General features: G+C 35.3%; 4 protein-coding genes and 3 pseudogenes. 1 reads left to right on the top strand and 6 read right to left on the bottom strand.

Features of this window, described 5'->3' with window-relative positions; genetic code table 11:
- Positions 1-77: 77 nt before the first annotated feature.
- The 3 genes and pseudogenes from FTU34_RS17370 to FTU34_RS18015 all read right to left on the bottom strand — a co-directional run.
- On the bottom strand, positions 78-866 hold the full coding sequence (locus tag FTU34_RS17370; RefSeq protein WP_180036287.1) for a tetratricopeptide repeat protein: 789 nt from the start codon (positions 864-866) through the stop codon (positions 78-80).
- 43 nt (positions 867-909) lie between these two features.
- Entirely contained in the window at positions 910-1,788 is an 879-nt protein-coding gene (locus tag FTU34_RS17375; RefSeq protein ID WP_163146125.1) for a tetratricopeptide repeat protein, read from the bottom strand.
- Between the two features lie 606 nt (positions 1,789-2,394).
- Positions 2,395-3,120, bottom strand: a pseudogene (locus FTU34_RS18015) (RHS repeat domain-containing protein); the annotation flags it as partial.
- Between FTU34_RS18015 and FTU34_RS17385 the strand changes: the two are divergent.
- Positions 3,117-3,446, top strand: a pseudogene (locus FTU34_RS17385) (transposase); the annotation flags it as partial. The pseudogenes FTU34_RS18015 and FTU34_RS17385 sit on opposite strands and share 4 nt — an antisense overlap.
- Before the next feature lie 60 nt (positions 3,447-3,506).
- Here the strand turns inward: FTU34_RS17385 and FTU34_RS17390 are convergent.
- The 3 genes and pseudogenes from FTU34_RS17390 to FTU34_RS17395 all read right to left on the bottom strand — a co-directional run.
- A complete protein-coding gene (locus FTU34_RS17390; RefSeq protein ID WP_180036286.1) occupies positions 3,507-3,968 on the bottom strand; it encodes a hypothetical protein in 462 nt (153 codons plus the stop codon).
- Entirely contained in the window at positions 3,968-4,492 is a 525-nt protein-coding gene (locus tag FTU34_RS18020; protein WP_227591947.1) for a tlde1 domain-containing protein, read from the bottom strand. The genes FTU34_RS17390 and FTU34_RS18020 overlap by 1 nt, the downstream gene beginning before the upstream one ends.
- Positions 4,484-5,386: pseudogene (locus FTU34_RS17395) on the bottom strand (RHS repeat domain-containing protein); the annotation flags it as partial. The pseudogene FTU34_RS17395 and the gene FTU34_RS18020, both read right to left, overlap by 9 nt.
- Between the last annotated feature and the right edge of the window lie 128 nt (positions 5,387-5,514).

Raw genomic sequence — 5,514 nt, forward strand, 5'->3', positions numbered from 1 at the left:
CTGTCTGCTAGGGACAGCTGCCCTGTTTGTTTCCATGCCATGTCGGTGTCTTTTGTTATGTGGTTGATTATAAAGCATTATATCATTTTAACGAACTTTTGTGTATCTGTTCGTGCAAAGGTTTCTCTAAGAATATTTAAATTATTAATTGCGTTCAAATGTCCTTGCTTAGCTGCTTTTTCATACCAAAACTCAGCTTGCTTTTTATCTTTTTTTACATACACGCCTTGCTCAAAGAAAACCCCTAAATTATATTGTGCTTCAGGATTACCTAGTTCAGCAGCTTTTCCAGAGAAACTAAATGCCTTTTCATAGTTTTCCTGATCCAAGTACATTTTTGATAACCCCTCATATGCCCGTGAAGGATTATCTTGGACTCCTAATAAATACCAACGCTCTGCTTTTTCAAAATCTGGTGATCGACCAAAATCTTTAACTCTATATAGTTCTGCCAAGTTCAATTTAGCATCTTTGTTACCATACCTATTTGCTTCTAAAAAACATTCTTCAGCCTTTTGAAAATCCTTATCTTTTCCTAACCCAGCAAAATAAATCATACCTAATGAATTTATAGCTTCATGGTTATTAGCTTTTGCAGCCTTTTCAAACCAATAGTAAGCTTTATCATAATTAGGTTTGATATTATCTAACCCATTTAGATAGACCCATCCCATTAGATTCTCTTTTTCATCTAAGGATAAATCTTTTAAATTAAGAATTTCACACTGCTTACTACTACTTCCTGCTAATTTACACTCTTCCTCGAGCGTAGGGAACTTGTCCTGTTTATTCAAATTTGTACAAGCAATTAAGCTACATATAACAATGCTTATAGCGGAAATAAACAGAACTTTATTTTTGAGCATTATTATGCTATCTCTTATAAATTACAGAAAATTATTTGAATACTTACTGTTTTATCTTTTCTTTAGCACTTGAGATGCCTTGCTCATATGCTTTATTAAAGTAAAATTGAGATAAACTTTCATTTAACTTATTATAATCTGGAGATGAATATATGACCCCTAAGTTATAAGATGCTTGTCCTTTACTCATTTTACTAGCTAATTCAAAATACTTAATAGCTCGATCCACATCTTTAGTGATACCATTACTATTTATCAAATTAATACCCAAATTTAAAGCAGCCTCAGCATTATTTAATGATGCAGATTTTTCCCAGTAATTATTACAAATTTTATAGTCTTGTTTAACAACCACACCTTCGCAATATATCAACCCTAACTCAAATAATGAAAGAGCATCATTTTTTTCGGCTGCACTTTTTAAATAATTTAACCCTTCTTCAATATTTCCTTCTTCAATATAAATAGAGCCTATAGAGCCCATTGCATCAACATCATTCAACTTAGCAGCTTTAAGATAATATTTTTTTGCATTTTCTATACTTTTTTGAACTCCAGTTCCAGTGTAGTACTTAAAACCAGTATTATACATAGCGGAGACATTTCCATTATCTGCCGATTTTTTTGTCCACTCAAATGATTTTTTAGTATCATAAGTTCCACTCAGCGCTTTAAAATAAATATCTGCCAATATTAGTTGAGCATCACTATTACCCTCTTTTGCCAAGTTTTCATAAATAGGTTCGAGTCTTTTATAATATTCTTTCTTTTCATCAGAGTTTGATGGTGCAGCTTCTGCTTGTGATCTTAACTGCTCAGCTTGTTCAAATGTCATATTTAAATCAGATGATGTATTTGAAGCATTACAAGCAGTAATACATATACTTACAGCTAGACTCACTAATAATTTCTTTTTCAGCATTTTGTACATAACCTCTTAAAAACTCATTTTGTTAAAAATGTCATTAATGTTGACATTATTTGGCGGAATATGTGCATGAGAGCGAGGATCATACTCAGGAATGGTTTTGGGATCGATATATGATCGAGGCTTTGGTTTAGGTACACTTTTTTCACATCTACCATTTCGACCATTACAAATGGGCCCACGTGGGTCATTTGTAAAACAAGCTTCAACCTTATAGCTAGATAAACTAGGTATAACATGTCCACTTGAAACTCCAGCACTAGCAGCGACTCCTCTATCATATGTCGACATTAAGCCATCACTAGATGCTTCACCTAAACCAGTTTTACCAAAACCTATACCTCTAAATAATACAACACTAGCACTTACATCTCCCCACCCACCATTCAATGCGTCTTTATAAACACCATCATATGGGTCATGAAAAGTTACTGATCTACTTCCTGCCGCTCCTAAAGTGCCCCCCCGCCCATATGAGCCACCACCAACAACTATTGATGCGACACCTCTTTCATTATTTAGGCATTGGGATCTTAAATCATATTTAATTCCTGTTCCGGCAAGAACACTAACTTGATAACTTGAACCAGTCCATTCAGTTAACCCCATCGGATCAACCCACTGATTCGGATCACTCACATACGAAGAGTTATTCAACCCACCAAACAATCCAATCGGGTCTTTACTTACATATCTTGCACTATACGGCTCATAATAACGGTAACGGTTATAATGTAAGCCAGTTTCGTCATCGTAATATTGGCCTTGGAAACGAATATTAGTGTCTTCAAGCAATGCATTAGTGGCTTTTATTTCTATAGCTTCACCCCATGCATCCTGTTTTATTTCCCAAACACACTCACCTAACTCATTAGTCAATTTTTGTGGCGTACCCACTTGGTCACAGTGATAAAAAGCAACTCGTTCCAACTCAGCTTTATTCTTTCGGGTTTCTGTTTTCCAAATCGGATCTTTATAAACCGAATAATCCTGATGCTGAAATTGGGCATAGTCAGGCGTTTCTAAAAGCTTGATAAACCCTGTATAGCTTGTTTGCAGTAGTAGTACAAAACTCTGTGGTTCATAGACATAATGCTTAGTGTAGTTTTCGTCTAATTTATTAGATTGCTGTGACTCCCAAATCATCAAGTCACCATCCCAGCCAAATATAGTCAGGGTTTGCGCATTTTGGTTTTTCTTAAATACGCGTCGTCCAAATACATCATAACCATATTCAGTCACCTGACCCTGATGATCACTGCAAATCAATCTATTCAGGTTATCTCATGTCAGTTTTAATGTTTTGCCTGCAGGGCTGCTTTCAATGCAGACAAGTCATTTTAGATCGAGATGCACATGCGATCATTCCACCTAGGAAGAATGCAAAGCCGTGGAAAGATCAGCAAGCGAAGTCAGTAGCGCGGAACGAGTTATTAAAAACAGTCAAACAGCTAGGTAGATCGCTTTGGAAAAAATGGTCAGGCTATCATCGGCGAAGTTTGGTTGAAACTAAGATGTACTGCATTAAATTATTAGGCGATAAACTCAGTGCTAAGAACTTTCAAAGCCAAGTCAATGAAGTACATGCCCGTATAGCCATTTTAAATAAATTTACAGACTTAGGCAGATCACATACCCGAGTTGTCACTTAAATTTGAGTTGCTTAAGGGAGTTTTACTTTTTAAATCTTTGTGCAACAAAGTCATTACTTACTAATTACCTTGTAAAATAGCTTTTATGTAGCTTAGTTTCTCTAGATCTTCCAAACTTTTGGTTTTCATATAAGTGCTATTTTTCATAAATTCTTCTATTTTTTTTTCAACTTCTGACTTTTGCACTGTACTTAAATTATCAAGAATAATTGAAAATTCAGGTCTATTATAATAAAAATTCATTACAACCACTGCTATTAATTCAGTAAATGTTTCATCATCTACTTTATACGGTAGTCTATTAATTTTATACATAAAATCATCAGAATCTTCACATACAAAATTATACCCTGTATCTTCAAACACTTTTATTGATTTTTCACTAATATTCAATATTTTACTTTGAACTTTGAATTTTTCAATAGAAATTTCACACTCTTTATCGATAAAATACCCACTACCAATTAAATATATAAATAAAATAGTGCAGCAAAAAATAACAGTTATAAAAAATTTTTTCATTACTCAACATCCAATATTCCATAAAGGTCAACAAAATCTGGCTTGTGTCCAAATTTCCTTTTGCTTTCTAAATCCCCTCCTTTAAAAACAAGCGCTTTATGCTTGTTCGTTTTTTGTATAAAACTAGATAATTTATCCCACTTCACATTTCCATTTTTTGCTCCCATTGAAGAGGGAATAGTCACACAGCCTGTACTATAAGTTCCTGGATGAAGTCTAAAATAGCCTCTCATTTTCTTGTTATTAAAATCATAAGTAAAATCATCTGTATGCATATCGACTGCATAAAGCTTGTACCAATGCTCTTTACCTTCACCCTCATGTGGGATTATCCAATATCTCCCTCTTGGAATAGCTTGCGACTCATCTAGTGATAAATTAGTTACTTGTTGAGTCATATGATCTACACTTGCATATCCACCTGTGAAAACGCCATTTATACCTATTGTTTCTTTTGAATCTAAATCAGAACCTTTAATTGTTCCATTCGATTTGTTAAAAACAATATGTACAATTAGTCCCATAGGATCCACCCACTGATTCGGATCACTGACATAAGCTGAATTATTTAAGCCCCCCATCAACCCAATCGGGTCTTTACTCACATAACGTCCACTGTACGGCTCGTAATAACGATAACGGTTATAGTGCAAGCCTGTCTCAACATCATAGTATTACCCCTGAAAACGGATATTACTTTGTTCTAACAAATTGTCACTGGCTCTGATTTGCTGCGTATTGCCCCACGTATCCTGCACGATCTCCCAGACACATTCACCACGTTCATTACTTAAGGTTTGCGGTGTTCCCACTTGGTCACAATGGTAAAAAGTAATACGTTCAAGCTCAGCTTTATTCTTTCTCGTTTCAGTTTTCCAGACTGGATCTTTATAAACTGAATACGGTTCATTTTGGAATCTTGAATAGTCTGGTGTTTCGATCAGCTTGATAAAACCTGTATAGCCTGTTTGTAATAATGGTACAAAGCTATTCGGCTCATAAACATAATGCTTGGTATATTGCGCTTGTTCATTACTGGATTGTTGTGACTCCCAAATCATTAAGTCACTATCCCAGCCAAATAACGTTAAGCTGTTTTCTATCGGGCTATGTTTATATAAGCGTCGCCCAAAAACATCATAGCCATAAGTCGTGACTTGGCCATTATTGTCACTTTGAATCAGGCGATTCAGGTTATCCCAAGTCAGTTTTAGCGTTTTGCCTGCATGAGTCGTTTCAATCACATTGCCCTGTGCATCGTATTTATAGTGTTTGCCTTGATATTGCGTAATCAGGTTATTTTTCACTTGTGATGATTGTGTTGCAATCGGATCAATCAAGTTGCCTGCTGGATCAAAGCTAAAGTTTTCTGTATGTTGTGGGCTTTGGCTTTTGATCAATCGTCCAATTGGGTCATATGTAAGCGTCCGCTGAACACACCTTATGAATTCATCCTATAAGCCTTAATTTAGTCCCCACTTAGAAACAAGTGGGGACTTAAATTTATGACTACAAATCATCAGACATCCATCGCATCTCTTGCGAA

Origin of the sequence: Acinetobacter sp. YH12094, from assembly GCF_013419295.1 — a bacterium.
Lineage (GTDB): Bacteria > Pseudomonadota > Gammaproteobacteria > Pseudomonadales > Moraxellaceae > Acinetobacter > Acinetobacter amyesii.

Coding starts and splice junctions, on each gene's coding strand:
- FTU34_RS17370 (WP_180036287.1), bottom strand. CDS start 866: ATGCTCAAAAATAAAGTTCTGTTTATTTCCGCTATAAGCATTGTTATA.
- FTU34_RS17390 (WP_180036286.1), bottom strand. CDS start 3,968: ATGAAAAAATTTTTTATAACTGTTATTTTTTGCTGCACTATTTTATTT.
- FTU34_RS18020 (WP_227591947.1), bottom strand. CDS start 4,492: ATGGGACTAATTGTACATATTGTTTTTAACAAATCGAATGGAACAATT.
- FTU34_RS17375 (WP_163146125.1), bottom strand. CDS start 1,788: ATGCTGAAAAAGAAATTATTAGTGAGTCTAGCTGTAAGTATATGTATT.